We start from the raw sequence: 18,801 nt of genomic DNA, 5'->3' as shown, positions 1-18,801 counted from the left end.
TCGGGGGCTGGGAGTTGTGTATAAGGGACGGGGTGGGGGTGGCGGCGCGGGCGAGGTCTTCGGCCCAGGCCCGGTAGCCGTCGGGTGACGGGTGGAAGCCGTCGGTCGCGAAGAGCCGGCGGTCGCGCGCCATCGCCTCGTCCATGGGGGCGTGGACCGCACCGCGCGACCGGGCCGCGTCGCGCATGATCCGGTCCATGATCCGGGCCCGCGCGCCGAGGACGAGGCGCAGCGGCTGCGGGATCGCCGGGAACCGGTGCACGGGCGGCATCCCCGCGACGACCAGCGTCGCGTGCGCGTACCTGCCCTGCAGCGCGGCGATGAGCCGGGACACGTCGTCCGTCCACCGCCGCAGCGGACGCCCCCGGATCAGGTCGTTGATCCCGACGGTCAGGACCACGAGGTCCGCGCCCGGTCCCCCGGACGCGCCGCCGGGCGGCGCGCCCCCGGGGGGCGTGCCGTCGCCGGGGGTGCCGTTCGCCGGGACGAGGCCGGTCGCGACCCGGTGGGCCGTGGCACCGTTCTCGCCGGTGACCGACCAGGACACGCTGCGCCGCAGGCGTTCCCGCAGCGCCTCGGCCAGGAAGCCCGGCAGCGCCTGCGCGTGCCGGGACGCGCCGACCCCCACCGCGGTGGACTCCCCGATCACGACGACCCGGTAGGCGGGACCGGCGGCGGGGTCGGTGCCGGGGACGAAGCCGTGCTCGTCACCGGTCGCGGGTGCGAGCCGGGGCGTGCGCCGGGCCGTCCGCCATGCCTGGACGGCGAGAATCGGCGCGAGCGGAATCAGCAACATCGACTGGGGGACTCGGGCGAAGGTGAATGGTCTCTTCATCTCAATCCCAGACTTGTGCGGTTCGGCCCCCGAGCTCATATCGCCCGCTCGCGGAGCAGGCTTCGTGCGAAGTTCGCCATCACCTCCGCCACATATGCGTGCCCTCGCGGGTTCAGATGGATTCCGTCGGCACTCCACATCGCGGGATCGGCGACCTTGGTCACCGTTTCGCGCGCGGGAAACGGTATTCCGAACTCGCGGGTGGCACGCGCGAGCTCCTCGTTGAAGTCGTGAATGCGCTGCACCGTTCGCTTCTTGCGGAACTGCGACATCGGGGACAGGTCGAGCAGCGGCGGCCGCGGCACCGGAATCGCGAGGGCGATCGCGTCGCGCGACCGGGCCCAGCCGAACAGCTCGGTCAGCCGGGCGGCGGCGGCCGGCCGCTCGAACCCGCGCAGCGCGTCGTTCATCCCGCAGCCGAGCACGACGAGCCCCGGCCGCAGGTCCCGGACGGCGGGCAGCTGGGTGCCGACCACCTCCTCGATCGTCGCGCCCGGGTCGGAGACATTGAGCATCTCCTCGCGGGAAACGTCCAGCTCACGGGCCAGCCGGCCGGCCCAGCCGAGCCACCCGCCGGCCGGGTCCGGGTCGTTCTGCCCCTCGGCGACGCTGTCGCCGAGCACCACCATGACGGGTCCGCCGCCCGGCCGGCCGGCCATCACGCGACGAGTTCGAGCAGGTAGTCGGTGAGGGCGGTCACCGTCTCCCGGCGCCGGGCCTCGGCCACGTCGACCTCGACCTGGAGGTGGTCTTCGATGTCGCTGATGATGCTGATGGCGTAGACGGAGTCCACGCCATAGCGCGCCAGTTCGACACCTGGATCGATGTTTTCGGCAGGCCGGTCGAGGTAGAAGGCGATCCTGTCAAGAAGCCACGATTGCAGCTCGTCGTGGGAAATAGTTTCCGATCTGGTCACCGCATTCCTCCTTATGTAAGAGGATCATCGAATCAATCGCGATAGCTATCGGAAGACGAGCAACACGCAAGATACCGGCAAATAGACGATGTGTCGCAGGTCCCCATGTGAACGATCGGACACAACCATGTCTCTGTTTCGTAAATTAAGTCAGTTAGACGGTAAATCGGCGCCAGGTTACTGATCGGTAACCACTTCCGTTAAGGGGCCCACCGGAAGCGCGCCCGGAAACCCCTGTCACCGCCCGTCCCACTGGATGCGCCGCTCACCCGCGACCCCACCGCGGCACCCCACCTGCGTCGTTCCCCAGCAGACCCGTCCCGCACGGGCACCCGGCCGGCCACGCAGACCGGCACGTTCCACGAGAATTTCGGACAACCTCGCAGACTCCCCCATCACGGACGAGTCAGGTCCTGCTACCTCCGCAGCCAGACATAGCTTTCCCGGTGGGAATCATGCCTGGTCAGCGGCACCGTCCACCGGCACCGGCCCGGTGAGGAGGGAGACCACGGGATTGGGGTCGCGGGACTCCGCCAGCCGGTCCAGGACCGCGTGCGCCCGCTGCGACCGCCACCGGTGCGCCGCGATCCGGTGGTACCTGGCGAGGTTCGCCGCGGACGGGCGCGCCACCCCCGTCAGCGCGTAGCCGTGCTGCCGCAGCCGGGAGGCGAGGACGTGCTCGACCAGGTCCGCCTCCCAGTCCTCCAGGCGCTCCCGCCACGCGCCGACGTTGCGGGTGTTGGGCGCCTCGTGCGTCCGGAGGTGCCACTTGCGCGCGGACGGCACCGTCTCCCGGGCGTGCTCGTACGCCTTCGTCATCGCCGGGTGGTACTCCTCGCCGAGGAACGCGCACAGCCCCCGCAGCGAGCTCTCCGGTTCGGCCACGAGGTCCTCGTACCGGAACTCGTAGAAGGTCTCCGGGCCGAGCCGGCGGGCGAGCCGCTTCCCGGTGTCGACCGCCTCCCGCCAGGTCAGCGCCGCCGAGAAGGTGTCGCCGTGGTACCAGGGCATCCGCTTCAGCGAGCTGACCGCGTCCCGGCCGTCCCGGACGAGATGGATGAACTGGGCGTCGGGGAACATCCGCTGGAGCATCGGCACCCGGCGGAAGTAGCTGGGGCGCTTGTCGCCCCACCGCGGTTTGCCGTGCTTGCGGGCGTACGCGCGGAAGACGGCCGCCAGGGCCGACCCGAGCGTCGGCGGCGCCTGCACGATCTCCTCGATCGTCTCGCCGGCGTCCAGCTTGAGGACGTGGAACTTGGTGTCCTTGCCCTTGACGATCCACTCCGCCAGCCTGCGCCGGTTCTCTTCGAGCTCCAGGTCGCCGAAGGTCTGCCGCACCTCGTACGAGGTGTGCACGAACCTGGTCTCGGACGGGAACGCGATCCGCGGATGCGAGTGCAGCATCTGCTGGAGCAGCGTCGTGCCCGAACGGGGACAGCCGATGATGAAGATCGGCCGGCTGGTCTGCGGAGTCATGGCGCGCCAAAGTACGCCGGATAGCTGAGTGAAGACCCAACGCTACCTCAACGAAACCTGAAAGTTACCCCTGGTTTCGCATCTCGCCGCGGTTCCCGGGCCCGCGGCGGCCAGGTCACGGGAACCGATCATGGCGCCGGAACGCCCAATGATGAGTCGCCGCACCGCAGACGCGGCGGCTCCTCGCCCAATCCTCCGCGGGTGAACGGCGAGGTCGGCGGCCGAGCACCGCAACCGATCCGACAACAGACTTCCCTTATCGCGAGAAATAAGCTAAGTTAACTACCGGTGTGCCGGGAAGCCTGGTCGGCGAGACGCCATACGTCTGCGACCAGGAGGGTGGATGAATTTCCGGCACTTCATAGTCGCGCCGCCTCCGTCGCCGCGCGTTCCCGCCCCGCCTTACGGCATGATCGCCATGGCCTGGGCGCACGACTTCCCAGATAGCTAGCCGCTTCCTTCCCCGCCCCCTCGCGGGCCTTTCCTCACGGGCCGGCGCGCATTCGGCGCGCCCGGCGCGGTCTTCGACGTCTCACCGCGGAAGCGTGCATTCACATGGGTGAATTCCTTGCCGTCGCGTTCGGTTTTCCGACCGCGCTTTTCAGTTTCTCTCTGCTGGTCGTCGCCGGGTACTGGGCCTTCGTCCTGCTCGGCGGCCTCGACATGGACCTCCTCGGGGCCGGCGCCGATGCCGACACGGGGGCCGGCACCGGCCCCGAGGACGCGGACGGCCCCGGCGCCGGGTGGTTCGCGTTCCTCGGGCTCGGCGGCGTCCCCGGCACCGTCGTCCTCTCGCTGCTCATCCCCCTCGCCTGGTTCGTCAGCCTGGCGGGATCGGCGCTGCTGGACGGCCCCCTCCCGCGGACCCTCGTCCTGGTCGTGGCGCTGATCGCGGCCTGGGCCGGGACGCGGCTGGCCGTGCTGCCGCTCCGCCGCGTCCTCCGCCGCCCGGCCGAGGGGTCACTGCGCGACTTCGTCGGGCTGCCCTGCGTCATCCGCACCGGGCGGGTGGGCCCGGACTTCGGCCAGGCCGAGGTCACCGCGCCCGACGGCTCGTCCGCCATCGTCCAGGTGCGGCAGCCCGCGATGGACGTGGCCGTGGCGGGCGACGCGGAGGGCTCCGCCCTCACCGCCGGCAGCACCGCACTGATCTTCGATTTCGACCCGGCCGGCCAGTTCTTCTGGGTCATGCCGCACGACGCGGCGTTCGACCGCCCGGCCCGCTAGACCCCGCGACCGCCCCCCCGACAGACAGGGATTCCGATGGACGTCATCACCATGGGAGCCGGTGTGCTCCTCGCACTCGTCCTTCTCGTCACCCTCGGGCTCGTCCTGATGGTGAAGAAGCTCTTCCGGAAGGTCGACCAGGGCCGCGCGCTCATCATCTCCAAATACAAGAAGGTGGACGTCACCTTCACCGGCGCGATCGTCCTGCCCGTGCTGCACAAGGCCGAGATGATGGATATCTCGGTGAAGACGATCGATATCGAGCGGACCGGCCGGGAAGGGCTGATCTGCAAGGACAACATCCGCGCCGACATCCGCATCACGTTCTTCGTCCGCGTCAACAAGACCGTCGAGGACGTGGTGAAGGTCGCGCAGGCCATCGGCACCGAGCGCGCCAGCAGCCAGGAGACGCTGCAGGAACTGTTCTCCGCCAAGTTCTCCGAGGCGCTGAAGACCGTCGGCAAGCACCTCGACTTCGCCGACCTCTACACCCGCCGCAACGAGTTCCGCGACCACATCATCCGGGTCATCGGCACGGACCTGAACGGCTACAGCCTTGAGGACGCGGCGATCGACTACCTGGAGCAGACGCCGCTGCTGTCCCTGGACAGGTCCAACATCCTGGACGCCCAGGGCATCCGCAAGATCACCGAGCTGACCGCGATCGAGCACGTCCGCACCAACGAGCACGCGCGGCACGAGGAGAAGGAGATCACCCGCCAGAACGTGGAGGCCCGGGAGGCGATCCTCGAACTGGAGCGCCGCCAGGCGGACGCCGAGCTGCGCCAGGAGCGCGAGGTCGAGACCGTCCGGGCGCGCGAGGAGGCGGAGATCGAGCGGGTGAAGGCCGAGGAGCGGCTGCGGGCGCAGACCGCGCACATCCGCACCGACGAGCAGCTCGGCGTCCAGCACGAGAACAAGGAGCGGGAGGTCTCGGTCGCCGCGAAGAACAAGGAGCGGGTCCTCGCGATCGAGAGCGAGCGGATCGAGAAGGACCGCCTGCTGGAGGTCATCGGCCGCGAGCGGGAGACGGAGCTGACCCGGATCGCCGCCGACAAGGAGGTCGAGGCGGAGAAGCGGGAGATCGCGAACGTCGTCCGGGAGCGGATCGCGGTCGAGCGGACGGTCGCCGAGCAGGAGGAGGGCATCAAGCGCCTGCGGACGGTCGAGGAGGCCGAGCGCACCCGCCAGGCGGTCATCATCCAGGCGGAGGCCGAGGCGCAGGAGAACCTCGTCAAGGACATCAAGGCCGCCGAGGCCGCGGAGGCCGCCGCCGAGCACCGCGCCCGCGAGGAGCTGACGATGGCGCAGGCGCGGCAGGAGGCCGCCGAGATGGACGCGCAGGCCAAGATCCGGCTGGCCGAGGGCCTGCGGGCCGAGGCCGCCGCGCCCGGGCTCGCCGAGGTCCAGGTGCAGGAGCAGCAGGCCGCCGCGATCGAGAAGGTCGGCCGCGCCGAGGCCGCCGTCGCGCGGGAGAAGGCGATGGCCGAGGCCGCGCGGATCCGCGAGGGCCTCAAGGCCGAGGCGGAGGGCCTCAACGAGAAGGCCGGCGCGATGGCCGCGCTGGACGAGGCGTCCCGCCAGCACGAGGAGTACCGGCTGCGGCTGGAGACGGAGAAGGACATCCGGCTCGCCGGGATCGACGTGCAGCGGCAGGTCGCCGAGGCGCAGGCGAGCGTCGTCGCGGCCGGGCTGGAGTCGGCCGACATCAACATCGTCGGCGGCGACAGCGTGTTCTTCGACCGGCTCGTCGGCTCCATCGCGCTCGGCAAGAGCGTGGACGGCTTCGTGCAGAACTCCGAGGTGGCGCGGTCCGTCGCCGGCCCCTGGCTGGACGGCTCGGGCAGCTTCACCGACGACGTGGCCAGGCTGCTCGGCTCGGTCGACACCGGCGGCGTCCGCGACCTGACCCTGTCGGCGCTGCTGCTGCGCCTCATCAAGACGGGCGGCCCCGACACGTCCGGTCTCCAGGACCTCCTGGACACCGCCCGCCGCCTGGGCGTGGCGGACGCGCCGCTGCCGCAGGCCAACGGGACCGAACTGACCACGGGCACGGCCGCGGGCAACTGACACCGATGCCGGCGGGTCGCCGTCACAGGCCCTAGGGACGGCGGCCCGCCGCCCCGCCGGCGGGGGGACCAGGGGTGTGCGGGAGAGAAGAGACGGGAGTGACGGGTGAGTGAGGGTGTGCGCGAGGCCGCCGAGGCCGGGCGGGCGGAACTGGACCACGGGACGTACGAGGTGCTGCGGGCGCGGCTCGCCGAGCACGCGGCGGAGCTGGCGCGGCGCGCGGAGGCGCTGAACGCGCGGCGGCTGGAGGTCTTCGGCGGGGCGGAGCTGCGGCTGGCGGGCACCGAGCAGATCCGGACGGCGCACAACTGCGTCCCGCGGGACGTGGTGGCGCTCGGCGGGGTGATGCTGTTCGGCTACAACGTCTTCCTCGGGCTGAAGCCGGAGACGACGGTCGACGACGTGTTCTCCCTGCACCGCTTCACGCGGGACGGGGACGGCATCGCGTTCGTCCCGACCGGGCCGGAGGCGGTGCCGGGCCTGCTGGACGACCCGAGGTTCCAGCGCGACTTCGCCGACATGTACCGGTACTACCGGCAGGCGCGGCTGCTCCAGCTGCGGCTGGTGGACGGGCGGCTGCTCGCGGTGTTCCAGACCGGCCCGCGCCTGTCCGATCTCCGGGTGCTGCGGTGGCGGACCGCGCCCGACGGCACCGTCGCGTACGAGGACAACCAGGGCGAGCGCGACCACGCGTTCCCGGCCGCGCACGACGTCGACTGGGTCGAGACCACCCGCGACGACCACGTCCTCGGCCGGCACCCGCACATCTCGGTCGAGGGCGAGGTGTTCGTCGAGACGATCGGCGGGACGCTCACCGTCAAGATCGAGGACAACACCGACAGCGGGACGGGCGTCTACTCCGAGCCGGTGGACGAGCCGCTGCAGTCCCTCGCGGACGCCGACATCCTGCACGCCCGGGTCGGGGCGCTGATCCTGCTCCGCATCCGCCCGTACAACGAGACGGCGTGGCGGCACCTGGTGTTCAACGTCCGCACCAAGGAGGTCGTGCGGCTCGACGGCATCGCGCAGGCGTGCCGGAGGCTGCCGGACGACCAGGGCATCATCTTCCCGGGCGGGTACTACCTGGACACCGGCGCCGCGAAGACGTTCGACACCGACGTCACGGGCCTGGAGTACGAGACCGTCGTCCGCTCCCCCAACGGCGAGGACGTCCTCTACGTGTTCCACTCGCGGGAGGACGGCCGGTCGCTGCTGCTGCCGTACAACGTGATCCGCAAGCAGGTCACCACGCCGATCACGTGCCACGGGTACTCGCTGTTCGAGGACGGGACGCTCGCGGTGATGCGGGCGTTCTCCGCGGAGCCCGCCCGCGTCCACCCGATGCAGATCTGGCGGAGCCCGTTCTTCTCCGACGCGCACGCCGCCGCGCAGCCCGTGGGGACGGGCCCGCTGGAGCGCGTCGGGAACGCCGACCTGGTCCGCGGAATCTCCGAGTGCCTCTCCGTCACCCGCATGGTGGACGAGATGTCGCCGTCCACCCGCGTGTTCGAGGCGCTGATCTCGGCGTGCACACGCACCGCCGACCTATACCACTGGCTCGCCGAGGACGACCTCGGGGACGTGGCCGCGCCGCTCGCCGACGTCCGCACCATCGCGGGCCAGGTCCTGGACGAGTACGAGAAGGTCCGCGCGCTCACCGACCAGGCCGCCGCCGCCGTCTCCGAGGCTGCCGGCGACATCGCGTCCCTGGTCAGGCGTGCCCGGGCCGAGCCGCCGTCGTCCGCCGACGGCTGGATCGGCAGGCTCGCCGAGTTCCGCCGCGCGCAGGGGCACCTGGAGACGCTGCGCGACGTCCGCTACATCGACCTCGCCCGGATCGACGAGCTGTCCGAGACCGTCCAGGCGGAGCTCCGCGACGCGGGTCAGGGCGCCGTCGAGTTCCTCCAGCGCGAGGACGCCTTCACCGGTTACCACGCCGAGGTGGAGCGGATCGCCGAGGCGGCGCACGCGATCGGGACCGCCGCCGAGGCGGTCCCCCTCGCCGACCTCCTCGACGCGCAGAACGAGGGCCTGGAGGTCGTCACCGGGGTCGTCGGCGACCTCGACCTGACCGACGCGACCGCGCGGACCGCGATCCTGGAGCGCGTCGGCGAGGTCCTCGGCGGCCTCAACCGGGCCCGCGCCGTCCTGGACAACCGGCGCCGCGACCTGCTGGGACGCGAGGGCCGCGCCGAGTTCGCCGCCGAGCTCGGCCTGCTCGACCAGTCCATCGCGGGCGCCCTCGCCGGCGCGGCCACGCCGGAGGGCTGCGACGAGCAGCTCGGCCGGCTGCTCCTCCGCCTGGAGACGCTGCAGGCCCGGTTCGGCGAACTGGACGACTTCCTCGCCGAGCTGGAGACGAAGCGCACCGAGGTGTACGAGGCGTTCTCGTCCCGCAAGCAGACGCTCCTGGACGAGCGCGCCCGCCGCACCGACCGGCTCACCGAGTCGGCCGACCGCATCCTGTCCGGCGTCCGCCGCCGCGCCGCGGCCCTCGGGTCGCCGGACGAGGTCAACACCTACTTCGCCACCGACCCGATGGTCGCGCGGCTCCGCGGGATCGCCGAGGAGCTGCGCGCCCTGGACGACGGCGTCCGCGCCGAGGAGCTGGAGGGCCGGGTCAAGGCCGCCCGCCAGGAGGCCGGGCGGGCGCTGCGCGACCGCCTCGACCTGTACGGCGACGACGGCGGGTCGATCCGGTTCGGGCGGCACCGGTTCGCGGTCAACACCCGCCCGATCGAGCTGACCCTCGTCCCGCACCGCGACACGGTGGCCTTCGCGATCACCGGCACCGACTACCGGGCCCCCGTCCGCGACGCGGGCTTCGCGGCGACCCGCCACCTGTGGAACCAGACCCTCGTCTCGGAGACCCCGGAGACCTACCGCGCCGAGTACCTGGCGACGTCGATCCTCGCGGACACCGACGCCGGCCGGCTGCACCGGGCCGCGGAGGACGGCCGCCTGCTGACCGTCGTCCGGGAGGCCGCCGCCGACCGGTACGACGAGGGCTACGAGCGCGGCGTCCACGACCACGACGCCGCCCGCATCCTGGAGACGCTGCTGCGGCTGCGCTCCGACGCGGGCCTGCTGCGCTACCCGTCGCCGGCCCGCGCCGCCGCCCGGCTCTTCTGGACCCACGGCGTCGACGAGGCCGAGCGTGCCACCTGGACGACCCGCGCGCGTTCCCTCGTCCGGGCCCGCGAGGCGTTCGGCCACACCGGCGCGCTGGCCGAGCTGACGGCCGAACTCGCCGCATCCGTCACCGCCTTCACCGAGCGCGGCGGCCTGGCCGCGCCGGACCCGCTCACCGCCGAGTACCTGATCGAGGAGCTGGCCACGGCCCCCGACGGCTTCGTCACGAGCCAGGGAGCCCGCACGCTGCTCAAGGGCTTCGGGCAGGCGCTCGGGGAGAACGCGCTGGACGACGACCTGCGCGGCGCCGGAACCCTCGCCGCCCGCCACCAGCTCGCGGAGGCGTGGCTCCGCTCCTACCTCGGGACGGGAGCGGACGGCGACGAGGCCGACGTCCCCGAGGCCGTGGCGACGCTGCTCTGCCCGTCCGCCCGCTACGACTCCCCCGCCGCCCTGTCGGCGACGATCGACGACCTGCTCGGCGACCACCCCCGCATCACGGACCGCCACCTCGACCTCCGCCTCGACGAGCTGCTCGCCCGCACGGAGCGTTTCCGCGCCGAGCGCGTCCCGGCCTTCCGCGTCTACCAGCGGCAGCGGAACGACCTCATCACCACCGAGGAGAAGCGGCTCGGCGTCGCGGCGCTCAAGCCCCGCACGATGAGCGCGTTCGTCCGCAACCGCCTGGTGGACGAGGTGTACCTGCCGCTGATCGGCGACAACCTCGCCAAGCAGCTCGGCACCACCGGCGAGGGCAGGCGCACCGACCAGATGGGGATGCTGCTGCTCATCTCCCCGCCCGGCTACGGCAAGACGACCCTCATGGAGTACGTCGCCGAACGCCTGGGGCTGGCCCTGGTCAAGGTGGACGGCCCGGCCCTCGGCCACGACGTCACGTCCCTCGACCCCGCCCAGGCGCCCAGCGCCACCGCCCGCCAGGAGGTCGAGAAGATCAACTTCGCCCTCGACATGGGCAACAACGTCCTGCTCTACCTGGACGACATCCAGCACACCTCGCCCGAACTCCTGCAGAAGTTCATCCCGCTGTGCGACGCCCAGCGCCGGATCGAGGGCGTCAAGGACGGCGAGCCGCGCACCTACGACCTGCGCGGCAAGCGGTTCGCGGTCTGCATGGCCGGCAACCCGTACACCGAGTCGGGGCACCGCTTCCGCATCCCGGACATGCTCGCCAACCGCGCGGACGTGTGGAACCTGGGCGACGTCCTGTCCGGCAAGGACGACCTGTTCGCGCTCAGCTACATCGAGAACGCGCTGACCTCGAACACCGTCCTCGCGCCGCTCACCAACCATGACCGTTCCGACATCGAGCTCCTGGTGCGCATGGCGTCGGGTGACCAGACCGTCCGGCCCGACCGCCTGTCCCACCCGTACTCCCAGGCGGAACTGGACGAGATCCTCTCCGTCCTGGACAAGCTGCTTCACGTCCAGCGGGTCGTCCTGACGGTCAACCGCGCCTACATCGCGTCCGCGGCCCAGGACGACTCCGCCCGCACCGAGCCCCCGTTCCGCCTGCAGGGCTCCTACCGCGACATGAACAAACTCGCCGAACGCGTCCTGCCGGTGATGAACGCCGCCGAACTCGAAGCGGCCATAGACGACCACTACCGAGCCGAGTCCCAGACCCTCACCTCGGACGCCGAAGCCAACATGCTCAAACTCGCCGAACTGCGCGGCACACTGACCCCCGTCCAGCAGACCCGCTGGACGGAGATCAAGGACGCCTACCAGCGAGCCCAGACCCTCGCCGGCAACCAGGAGGACCCCTCGGTGGGCGCCCTTCTCCACCTGGCCGACAAACTGACCGCCATAGAGAAGGCCCTCCGCCCCACCCGCTGACGCTCCCGATCCACGAGGTAGGACAGCCCGAAGACATGAGTCAACTTTCCCTCCGCTGGATGCTGGGCAGCATCGTCATGACCGTCCTCAACCTGCTGGCCGGCCTCGGGCTGGTGGCGGCCGCCGCCCTCATCGTCGCGGCGGAGGCCCCGGACGGGGTCCGCGACCTGCGCGCCTACGAGTCGGCGGCACGCTGCCAGGCCCCGCCGCGCGAACCCGCCGAGTGCCGCTGGACGGAGGAGTTCACCGTGGCCGACATCCGCCTCACCTACAAGAGGGGTCAGTCGGACCGGGCCGTCCTGACGGACGCGGACGGTGACAGGTGGGATGCGTCCTTCGCAAACAGGAACCCCGTGCTGAACTCCCTGGACGAGGGCGACCGGGTCACCGGCACCATCTGGCGAGGAAGGCTGACCGAGGTCTCGGCGGAGGGCGCGTCGCAGCGGACACAGGCCGCCCCCGCCGACATGCGCACGCGGGTCCTGATCGGCGCGCTGATCCTCGTCCCCTGCGGCGTCCTCATGACGGTCGCGTGCACCTGGCGGCTGCTGCGCCGCCGCGCCTTCCCCGACCCGACGCCCGGCCAGGTCGCCACCCTCGGCCTGGCCTTCGCGCTGTTCCTCGCCGGGCTGTTCTCCCCGGTCCTGGCCAGCGGCGCGGGCGAGAACCTCTGGGCCGTGACGGCCGTCTGGCTCCCCATGGCCGCCGTCCTCACCGTGGCGGCCCGCATCTACGTCGTCTGGAAGCGCCGTCCGATCTCGGCGGCAGGCCGCCCCTGGGAAACCGGCTAGACCATTCCTGCGGCGAGGTGGTCGGCTCCGGCTCTCAGGCCCGCGCGCGCTCTTCCTGCCGCCGGATCAGCTCCTCGACCGCGCTCGGCAGCGTCGTCTCGAAATCGATCAGCTTCGCCCACGTCGGCGTCACCACGATCCGGACCATGCCGTCGTAGAGCGAGCGGACCCCGGCCTCCCACTCGACCCGCTGCTCTGGCGTCATCTCGTACGAGCCGTTCATCTGCAGGTACTCGTCCGGGATGCCCTCGACGAGGTCCAGCTCGGCCCGGCCGCGGATGAGCAGGATCTTCGGCGGGTGGACCTCGGTGTCGATGGTCAGCGCGACCATCGGGTTCGCCCGCAGGTGCCGCAGCTTCGGCGCGTTCGTCGCGGTGCACATGACGATCTCCGCCCCGTTCCAGGTGAACCCGATCGGGATGTTGCGCGGCGTGCCGTCCTCGGCGACGTACGCCAGCCGGGTCAGGTCGCGAGCCAGCATCTCCTGGCTCAGCGGCCGGTTCAGAATCTCGTTGATCTCGTGCTGCTCCATGCTCTTCCTCCGTCGCCCGGGCGGCCCGTCGTGGCCGCTCATGTTCCTGGGACGAAGCCCCCCGGTCGTTCTCGACATCGGGGTTTCCTGAGCACTTCGGTGAGGGCGGAGATGCTGTGGTCGCCATGGCCCGCTTCGGCCGCCCGCCTCACCAGGTCATGCAAAGGTGCCAGCCAGGCAGTGTCGACGTCGGTCTCCTTGCCCAGGTCTTCGTCGTAGGGAACACCGGCCAGGAAGAGGTTCACCGAGGAAGCGGCGTTGGTGTAGTCGCCGCTGTCGATTTCCTGGGCATAGACCGGCAGCAGGGTTTTGATCATGTCCAGCCATTTGCCGGTGAACCGGACCATGGAATTCACCTCGAGTCCACGTGCCCGGACAGCGGCGGCACCCTGGAAGAAGCCGACCAGCGCGGGCAGCAGGAGTGCGCCCACCGCCATCTCGTAGAGGGCGGCCAGGTCGGCCTCATCGCCGAGGTGGACCGTGTCGCCGCCCAGTGCCTGCAGCGTCGTCTCGAAGTCCTCGAAGACGGTCTTGTCGCCGCTGTAGTACAGCAGGGTGTCGGGCGCTCCCACGGCCGAGGGCACGTTCTTGACGGCTCCGGCCAGGAACCGGGCGCCATGGCCGATGGCCCAGGCGGCGGTGTCACGGGCATCGGCCGGGGAACCGCTGTTAAGCGTGACAAGGGCTCGTTCGCGCAATGACGCGGCGGCCGGCTCCAAGGCCAGCCGGGTGCCGTCGAACGTGGTCAGACAGGTGATGACCAGCGGGCTTGCCGCCACCGCATCGTCGATGGCCCCGGCGTGCGCTGCACCCATGGTGATGAGAGGCGCGGCTTTGGCTGCGGTCCTGTTCCACACGGTGGTCGGGTGCCCGGCCCGGACGAAGGCCGCGGCAAGTGCCGTGCCCATCGCGCCCAGCCCGATGACGGTGACCGGGGTCGGCTGATTCTCCATCGGGTGCATGCTCCAGTCGCTGGCAGAAGAGTCGGAGTTGCGCGCCGCCCTTGCCGTGACGGTCCGGGGCGGCGCCCGGTCCATGCTGGTGCCTGCACAAACATTCGCTCAAGTACCTACTATTTTGTCGGGTACCAACAAGAATGTAAGTGAGGGTCCTGGTGGAGAAGACGAACAAGCGGACGTTCACCTGCGGGCTCGACGCCGCCATCGCCGTCATGGGCGGCAAGTGGAAGGGACTGATCCTGTTCGCTCTGCAGGACGGGCCTCTGCGCTTCGGGGCGTTGCGGCGCGCGGTTCCCGGCATCAGCGAGCGGGTGCTGATCCTGCAGTTGCGGGAGATGGAGACCACCGGGCTGCTGCACCGCGAGGTCTACCACCAGGTCCCACCTAAGGTCGAGTACTCACTGACAGAGTTCGGACGCTCCCTCAACACCGCGATGGCGCCCCTCGGCGAGTGGGGCGAGCAGCACATCGCCCGCATCGAAACCATCCCCTGGGGCGACGCCCGTTGATCAGCTCTGACCCCGCCGCTGCGGGCGACCAGGTTGACGCCCTCCTCAAACACCGCATGTTCCCCGCCACCTGGTGAAGGAGTCACACCGCTCCGCTGCGGCGGCTTCGGCGTCTGCGGCCCACGATGCCGGGCGACGCCACGCTGCAGATACACAACCAGTCGCCGACCAGTGACCAGCCGAGCCCCAACGGCATCGGCCTGTTCACCGACGACGGCACCTACTACTGGGGGAACGACAGAAAAGCGCTGCGGCAGGCCATCGTCAAGAACAGGGGAGACGACGCCTTCAAGGGCCTTATAGCGGTGGCGCTCTACGCCGTGAAGGGAGATGTCGGCACTGCCCGCGCACGGATGGCCGCCGCCGGCCGCGCTCCGAGTATGAAGCCGGATCTGATGCGGGAAATGGCGGAAAAGCTCAAGAAGAGGGCCGTCCTGGACGAGGGGCACACGTCGAGGCCGTTGAGCCCCGAGCAGAAGAAGCAGATCACCGACAACCACATCTGGTCGAACTCCATCGACGCGCTGATCGCGGCGCCGGAGAATCCCCAGGTCCGGGCCGGGGTGCTCCGCATCATGGCGTCCATGCCGAGAGTCGAGGTCACCAAGACCACCACCGCCGGACGGCCCACGCTCACGGTGACGGACATCTGGCCCGCCCACGGGAAGTTCGTGGAAACACTGGTCATCGACGCGGCCACGGGTCGGCCCGTCGCCTTCTCCGGCAAGGCCCCGAATGCGCCCTCCAGGACGATCTACTACCACACGTCCCGGGTGACGCTCGCGGACATCAAGGCCGGCAAGTTCTGACCGCGTTCATCGGGGGGATCGTGCGGGCCGTCCGTCACCGGGCGGCCCGCACCTCGGTCGGCGCGGGTTCTCAGGAGTGCGTCAGCCAGGACAGCAGGCGGCCGCGTGACCAGCAGCGGCCGATTGCCTCGGTGTGCACGGTTGAGTGGTCGAGCACCGCCACGCCGATGATGCTGTGGCCGGAGGCGCGGCGGTCACCGAAGGTCGGTATCGCAGGCGCGACCCCGACGCCTTCCGCCGACACCCAGGCCACCGGCCGGTGCGCCGCCGTTTCGTCGAGGCGGTGGAGGAAGCGAAGGCGGCCTTCAAGCGGGAAATCCGACAGTGCCCACGTGGTGGTGACCACGGCCAGGGCGTCCGGGGGCACGCGGGCGAAGGCTTCGGGCAGCACCTCGACGGCGTCGCCTTGCAGCAGTGCCGGAGGGGCCGACGCCGCCAATGCCATCTCCGCTTCGAGCCGCGCGAGCTGCTCGGGCCGGTCCGGCGGCAGGCAGGCGAGCAGCCAGCGGGCCTCGTCCGCGTCGGTCACGTCGACCGGGTCGAGGCCGACGCCGACGCGGGCGACGACCTCGGGCATCGCCCCCGCCGGGACGGGACGCTCCCCCACCATCGAAGCCGACATCCGCACCGGAGACGACTGGTCGCCCAGCGATCGCCCGTCGCCGTAGGTGATGCCGACGCGATCGACATTGAGGTTGAGCCCGGCCGAACACCCCACATCGATCAGCCCGACCGCGTTCGCGCCCATCCGCCGCGCCGCCTCGGTGATGGCCGGGTACAGGACGGCGTAGCGTCCGGTCTCGCCGGTCCGTGTCCTGCGGCGCGCGGCGATGGCCGCCACCGCGTCGGTCATGCTCAGCAGCGTGTCGATCGCCGCGCCGGCGGCGGCGTCGCCGTCCCCGGACGTGTAGGCCGCCGCCAGCGCCGGGGCCCGGCCGGCGAGGGCGAGGTCGTGCAGCGCGGCGAGGATCACCGTGGGGTGCCGCTTGCGCGCCGGTGCCGCCTCGATCGCGCGCAGGGCCTCGTCGGATTCGCTCACGGCGACGGCGACGCGCCCGTACAGCGGCGATGATCCGGCCGCGTCCGCCTCACCGAAGCGCCGGTACACCTGGGCGAGCGTGCGGGCCTTACCCACGGACAGGACGATTCTTCGGCATTCCGGTGATCCTAGCCATCTCCTCCGGCGCCCTCATCGGACGGACTCTCCGGCCGAGCAGTCACGGCCGGGTCCGGCCAGACCAGTCGCCTATCCGCGTTCCCCGTGCCTGGTTAGCATCGGCATATCCGTCCCGAATAGGTATCGGCTCACCCTGAAAAGGGACACTCCACAATACGGAACCGAACGGGCTTCACTACTCCACCGGGGAATGGCCGTGTCGGACGACGAACACCTGAGGACACTGCAGGAACGGGCAGAGAACCCGCCTTCGATAGACGCGGCACTGGTGGCGTCCAAGGAGTTGGTCGAGGCGCTCGGGCCGCTGGCCGCCGAGGCGCCGGCGAGATACCAGGCCCAGCTCGCGATCGCCTGGAAGCTCCGCGGCACCCATTTGGGGCTGACCGCGGACCAGGCCGAAGCCGAGGAGGCTTTCGCGACGGCCGTGCGCCTGTTACGCGAACTCAGCACCGAGACCAATCCGGAGTCCCTGTACACGCTCGCGACCTCGCTCATCGATCTGGCCGAGCACCGGCTCAAGCGCGACGGCGCCCAGGAGGCGCTCGGGCCGATCGAGGAAGTCCGCGACCTGGGCCGGCGGCTGGCCCGCGAGGGAACGGACGCGGCCCAGGATCTTGCGGCTCACGCATCTCGCCTCCACGCGCTGGCCCTCCAGAAGCTCGGAGATCACCAGGCCGCGGTCGAGCAGGCGGAGCAGGCACAGCCCGGGCTGGAGCGGTTGGAGCGGCGGGACCCGGACGGGCGCGTCCTCCTCGCCGAGAACCACCGGACGCTCGGGCTGAGCCTTCTCGAGCTGAACCGCCTCAAGGAGGCCCGCAACCGGTTCGAGCTGGCCTCGTGGCTGTTCCGCCGCCTGTCCAAGCGGGAACCGGAGATCTTCACCGGCGAGCAGGCCGACGTCACCCTCATGATCGCCACCATCTGGCTGAGGGAGGGCAAGCAGACGCGCGCCGTGGGCAACTTCGAAGCGGCGATCCAGCTCTACCGCGATGCCGCCCGCTACAACCCGACCTACGAGGAGGACTACCGGAACGCGGTCACCACCCTGCTGGACGTCTGCCAGAACCTCGGCAGGAGCCGAGACTATAACCGGATTCTCCGTAAGTACCCGATAAGAGGCTGACCGTCGTCAACACGGCCCCGTGCGTTGGCCGCCGCCGGCCGGAGGAACATCGCGCACCGCCGCGATCAGCGGAACGACGCGTCATGCCGATCAGTCGCCGAACGGTTCGCCGCCGCCCGGCGGCGTCACCACGAACACCATCACGGTCAGTCGAGGCAGAATTCGTTGCCTTCCGGGTCGGTCATCACGATGTGCCCGAACTGCATCGGGGGTGCGGGGTCGTGGCGGCGGACCCGGGCGGCCCCGTGGGAGACGAGGCGTTTGGCCTCCGCCTCCAAGGCCTTCATGCGGTCTTCGCCCTCCAGGCCCGGGGCCGCCCGCACGTCCAGGTGGACGCGGTTCTTCGCCTGCTTGCCCTCCGGTACCCGCTGGAAGAACAGGCGCGGGCCCGAGCCCTCGGGGTCGACGACCGCCGAGGCGTCGTTGCGGTTCTCGGGCGGGACGCCCATCGCCTCCAGCGCCTCGTCCCACGACGTGAAGTCCCCGGGCGGGTCCTGGAGCCGGTAGCCGAGGGCCTCGGCCCAGAACGCCGACAGGGCGGCCGGGTCGGCGCAGTCGAAAGTGATCTGGACATCGCGGGTCATCGGGTCTCCCGGTGCAGGTAGAGGTCGCGGAGCAGGCACACCTCGGACAGGTGGTGGATCAGCTCCCGGTGGATGTGCAGGACCAGTCTCGCCATCGGGTCCTCGGCGAACGGCCCCTCGGCCTCCCCGCACGGGCGGGCGAGGCCCGCTTCGCCCAGGGACTCGACTCCGGCGAGCCACGTGGCGTACTCGGCGTCCAGCTGGGCGAGCGCCGCGTCCGCGGTCTCGGCGTACTCGAACGCCTGGTAGTCGGTGGGCGCGCGGCCGAAGTGGGACGCGTTGCGCATCGCGAGGACGCCGACGACGACGTGCGCGAGCCGCCACGCGATCGTGGTGAACGGCGGCGGGTCGGGCTCCGGGAACGCGAAGTCGATTGTCATCGTCCCGGAACCGGCCCGCACCGGCGCGGTGCCGGTGCCGCGCGGGCGGACGCTCCAGCAGCCGTGAACCGGCTCCCAGAAGTACTCCTCGTCGGTGAGCCCGTCGATGCGGGGACGCAGCTGGTTCGTCCAGTGCCAGGTGATCTGGTCCCGCAGGCTCGGGTTCCATTTCAGGTCGGTCATGGGTTCAACCTGCCCCATATAGCGGACAGGATCCTTCCGTGATCTGTGGGACGCTGGGCGCGTGAGTGTCGAGGCGACCACCGAGCGGGTCCTGCGGCTGCTGGGGCTGCTGCAGCGCCGGTCGTCCTGGACCGCCGCGGAGCTCGCCGCCGAGCTGGGGGTCACCGACCGGTCGGTGCGGCGCGACGTGGAGCGGCTGCGCACCCTCGGCTATCCGGTGCACGCGGCGGCGGGGGTGGGC

17 protein-coding genes are annotated in these 18,801 nt (G+C 70.9%); 8 read left to right on the top strand and 9 right to left on the bottom strand.

Annotated elements, in window-relative coordinates; translation table 11 throughout:
* From E1289_RS28560 to E1289_RS28545, 4 genes are all read right to left on the bottom strand, one after another.
* Positions 1-796: SGNH/GDSL hydrolase family protein (locus E1289_RS28560; RefSeq protein WP_165970645.1), on the bottom strand; the 796-nt coding region annotated here is incomplete at its 3' end.
* 74 nt (positions 797-870) lie between these two features.
* Positions 871-1,494 (bottom strand): SGNH/GDSL hydrolase family protein, encoded by a 624-nt coding sequence (locus E1289_RS28555; protein WP_131985610.1) that lies wholly within the window; start codon positions 1,492-1,494, stop codon positions 871-873.
* A complete protein-coding gene (locus tag E1289_RS28550) occupies positions 1,494-1,751 on the bottom strand; it encodes an acyl carrier protein (protein ID WP_131954036.1) in 258 nt (85 codons plus the stop codon). The genes E1289_RS28555 and E1289_RS28550 overlap by 1 nt, the downstream gene beginning before the upstream one ends.
* A gap of 453 nt (positions 1,752-2,204) precedes the next feature.
* A complete protein-coding gene (locus tag E1289_RS28545; RefSeq protein ID WP_131985608.1) occupies positions 2,205-3,227 on the bottom strand; it encodes a sulfotransferase in 1,023 nt (340 codons plus the stop codon).
* A 555-nt stretch (positions 3,228-3,782) separates the two neighbouring features.
* Here E1289_RS28545 and E1289_RS28540 point away from each other — a divergent pair.
* The 4 genes from E1289_RS28540 (at position 3,783) to E1289_RS28525 (ending at position 12,304) form a co-directional block, all read left to right on the top strand.
* The gene (locus E1289_RS28540; RefSeq protein WP_131985606.1) at positions 3,783-4,454 is read left to right on the top strand and encodes a hypothetical protein; all 672 of its coding nucleotides are present in this window, start codon (positions 3,783-3,785) and stop codon (positions 4,452-4,454) included.
* 36 nt (positions 4,455-4,490) lie between these two features.
* A complete protein-coding gene (locus E1289_RS28535; RefSeq protein WP_131985604.1) occupies positions 4,491-6,524 on the top strand; it encodes a flotillin family protein in 2,034 nt (677 codons plus the stop codon).
* Between the two features lie 105 nt (positions 6,525-6,629).
* Complete coding sequence (locus E1289_RS28530) at positions 6,630-11,513, top strand: DNA repair ATPase (RefSeq protein ID WP_131985602.1); 4,884 nt, start codon at positions 6,630-6,632, stop codon at positions 11,511-11,513.
* Positions 11,514-11,548: 35 nt separating this feature from the next.
* A complete protein-coding gene (locus E1289_RS28525; RefSeq protein ID WP_131985600.1) occupies positions 11,549-12,304 on the top strand; it encodes a hypothetical protein in 756 nt (251 codons plus the stop codon).
* 34 nt (positions 12,305-12,338) lie between these two features.
* Here the strand turns inward: E1289_RS28525 and E1289_RS28520 are convergent, their stop codons facing one another.
* Positions 12,339-12,836 (bottom strand): pyridoxamine 5'-phosphate oxidase family protein, encoded by a 498-nt coding sequence (locus tag E1289_RS28520; RefSeq protein ID WP_131985598.1) that lies wholly within the window; start codon positions 12,834-12,836, stop codon positions 12,339-12,341.
* Positions 12,837-12,874: 38 nt separating this feature from the next.
* Positions 12,875-13,789 carry an NAD(P)-binding domain-containing protein gene (locus E1289_RS28515; RefSeq protein ID WP_131985596.1) on the bottom strand — a complete coding sequence of 305 codons (915 nt, stop codon included), beginning with the start codon at positions 13,787-13,789 and terminating at the stop codon, positions 12,875-12,877.
* Between the two features lie 161 nt (positions 13,790-13,950).
* Between E1289_RS28515 and E1289_RS28510 the strand changes: the two genes are divergently transcribed.
* Together E1289_RS28510 and E1289_RS28505 are read left to right on the top strand one after the other, a co-directional pair.
* Complete coding sequence (locus tag E1289_RS28510) at positions 13,951-14,304, top strand: helix-turn-helix domain-containing protein (RefSeq protein WP_279487993.1); 354 nt, start codon at positions 13,951-13,953, stop codon at positions 14,302-14,304.
* A 125-nt stretch (positions 14,305-14,429) separates the two neighbouring features.
* Entirely contained in the window at positions 14,430-15,113 is a 684-nt protein-coding gene (locus E1289_RS28505; RefSeq protein WP_131985594.1) for a hypothetical protein, read from the top strand.
* 70 nt (positions 15,114-15,183) lie between these two features.
* On the opposite strand, the gene E1289_RS28500 is transcribed toward E1289_RS28505, so the two are convergent.
* The gene (locus E1289_RS28500) at positions 15,184-16,248 is read right to left on the bottom strand and encodes a DUF2332 domain-containing protein (protein ID WP_131985592.1); all 1,065 of its coding nucleotides are present in this window, start codon (positions 16,246-16,248) and stop codon (positions 15,184-15,186) included.
* Positions 16,249-16,486: 238 nt separating this feature from the next.
* On the opposite strand from E1289_RS28500, the gene E1289_RS28495 reads away from it, so the two are divergent.
* Positions 16,487-17,413, top strand: a complete 927-nt coding sequence (locus E1289_RS28495) for a tetratricopeptide repeat protein (protein ID WP_131985591.1) — start codon at positions 16,487-16,489, stop codon at positions 17,411-17,413.
* Positions 17,414-17,559: 146 nt separating this feature from the next.
* On the opposite strand, the gene E1289_RS28490 is transcribed toward E1289_RS28495, so the two are convergent.
* Together E1289_RS28490 and E1289_RS28485 are read right to left on the bottom strand one after the other, a co-directional pair.
* Positions 17,560-17,997, bottom strand: coding sequence for a VOC family protein (locus E1289_RS28490; RefSeq protein WP_131985589.1), 438 nt, complete (start codon positions 17,995-17,997; stop codon positions 17,560-17,562).
* Positions 17,994-18,560, bottom strand: coding sequence for a DinB family protein (locus tag E1289_RS28485; RefSeq protein WP_131985587.1), 567 nt, complete (start codon positions 18,558-18,560; stop codon positions 17,994-17,996). Before E1289_RS28485 ends, E1289_RS28490 begins: the two co-directional genes overlap by 4 nt.
* A 61-nt stretch (positions 18,561-18,621) precedes the next feature.
* Between E1289_RS28485 and E1289_RS28480 the strand changes: the two genes are divergently transcribed.
* Positions 18,622-18,801, top strand: a 180-nt coding sequence (locus tag E1289_RS28480; RefSeq protein WP_131985585.1) for a helix-turn-helix domain-containing protein, incomplete at its 3' end; no start/stop codon positions are given.

Origin of the sequence: Actinomadura sp. 6K520 (assembly GCF_004349245.1) — a bacterium.
GTDB lineage: Bacteria > Actinomycetota > Actinomycetes > Streptosporangiales > Streptosporangiaceae > Spirillospora.
This window is presented reverse-complemented; position numbering and strand designations above follow the sequence as displayed.